At 75.6% G+C, this 1,772-nt stretch carries 1 protein-coding gene; it reads left to right on the plus strand.

Going from position 1 to position 1,772, the window contains the following annotated elements; genetic code table 11:
* The coding region (locus GT045_RS15740; protein ID WP_237538621.1) for a type I polyketide synthase at positions 1-1,772 on the plus strand (1,772 nt) is incomplete at both ends.

Genomic DNA, 1,772 nt, shown 5'->3' on the forward strand with positions numbered 1-1,772 from the left:
GGTCCGGAGGGTTCGGGCGAGGGTCCCGGTTCTGGTCCGGAAGGTCCGGGCGAGGGTCTCGGTTTCGGTCCGGGGGGCCCCGGTGCCGACTTCGGTTCCGGCAATGGTCCGGGGGGCTCCGACACCGCCCTCGGCTCCGGTGCCGGTCCGGGAGGCTCGGGTAGGGTCCCCGGTTCCGGTCCCGGCACCGGCCGAGAGGGCCTCGGCTCCGGCGACGGTCCGGGGCGCTCCGGTACTGCCCTCGGTTCCGGTACCGTCCTGCTCACCGGTGCCACCGGCGCCCTCGGCCGGATCCTCGCCCGCCATCTGGTCGCCGGGCACGGCGTCCGGCACCTGCTGCTGCTCAGCCGCAGCGGCGCCACCGACGACCTCGCCGCCGAACTCACCCCCCTGGGCGCCGAGGTGACCAGCGTCGCCTGTGACGTCGCCGACCGCGCCGCGCTCACCGCCGTACTCGACGCCGTACCGGCCGACCGGCCGCTGACCGCCGTGATCCACGCGGCCGGCGTCCTCGCCGACGGCGTGCTCACCTCCCTGACCCCGGAGCGGATCGACACCGTGTTCCGGCCGAAGGTCGACGGCGCCTGGAACCTGCACGAACTCACCGCCGCCCTGGACCTGTCGGCGTTCGTCCTGTTCTCCTCGTCCGCCGCCACGCTCGGCTCACCGGGCCAGGCCAACTACGCCGCCGCCAACGCCTACCTCGACGCGCTCGCCGTGCACCGCCGCTCCCTCGGACTGCCCGCGCACTCCCTGGCCTGGGGACTGTGGGCGCAGGCCGGCGGGATGACCGGCACGCTCGACGAGGCGGACCTCACGCGCATCGCCCGCGGCGGCGTCGCCCCGCTGGCCACCGAGGAGGGCGTCGCCCTGTTCGACGCGGCCGTACGCGGCGCCGACCCCGCCGTGCTGCCGGTGAAGCTGGACCTGGCCTCCCTGCGCGCCCAGGGGGAGGCCCTCGCCCCGCTGTTCCGCGGCCTCGTCCCGGTGCGCCGGGCCGGCGCGGCCGGCGGGCGGAGCACACCCGGCGGTGCCGACGCCCTGCGGGACCGGCTCGCCGCACTGCTGGAGACCGAGCGCGAAGCGTTCCTCACCGAACTCGTGCAGAGCCACGTCGCGACCATCCTCGGCTACCGCTCCGCCCAGGACGTCGGCCGCACCCTGCCCTTCCGGGAACTCGGCTTCGACTCCCTGGCCGCCGTGGAACTGCGCAACCGGCTCACCACGGCGACCGGCCTGCGTCTGCCTGCCACCCTCGTGTTCGACCACCCCACCCCCGCCGGACTCGCCCGCCACCTGCTCGGCGAACTCACCGGCACCCTCGGCGGCCCGGCCGCCCGCACCGCCCCCCGGACCCCCGCCGACACCGGCGAACCGATCGCCGTCATCGGCATGGCCTGCCGCTTCCCCGGCGGTGTCGCCTCGCCGGAGGACCTGTGGCGGCTGGTCGCCGAAGGCCGGGACGCCGTCGGCGAGTTCCCCGCCGACCGGGGCTGGGACGTGGAGAACCTCTACGACCCGACGCTGGACCGGCCGGGCACCAGCTACACCCGGCACGGGGCCTTCCTGTACGACGCCCCCGACTTCGACCCGGCGTTCTTCGCCATGGACGAGGAGGAGGCCGAGGTCACCGACCCCCAGCAGCGGCTGCTGCTGGAGACCTCCTGGGAGGCGCTGGAGCGCGCCTCCATCGACCCCGCCGGCCTGCGGGGCTCCGACACCGGTGTGTTCGCGGGCGTCATGTACCACGACTACTTCGGCAGCTTCGGCTC

Source organism: Streptomyces sp. SID486 (assembly GCF_009865385.1).
Classification (GTDB): domain Bacteria; phylum Actinomycetota; class Actinomycetes; order Streptomycetales; family Streptomycetaceae; genus Streptomyces.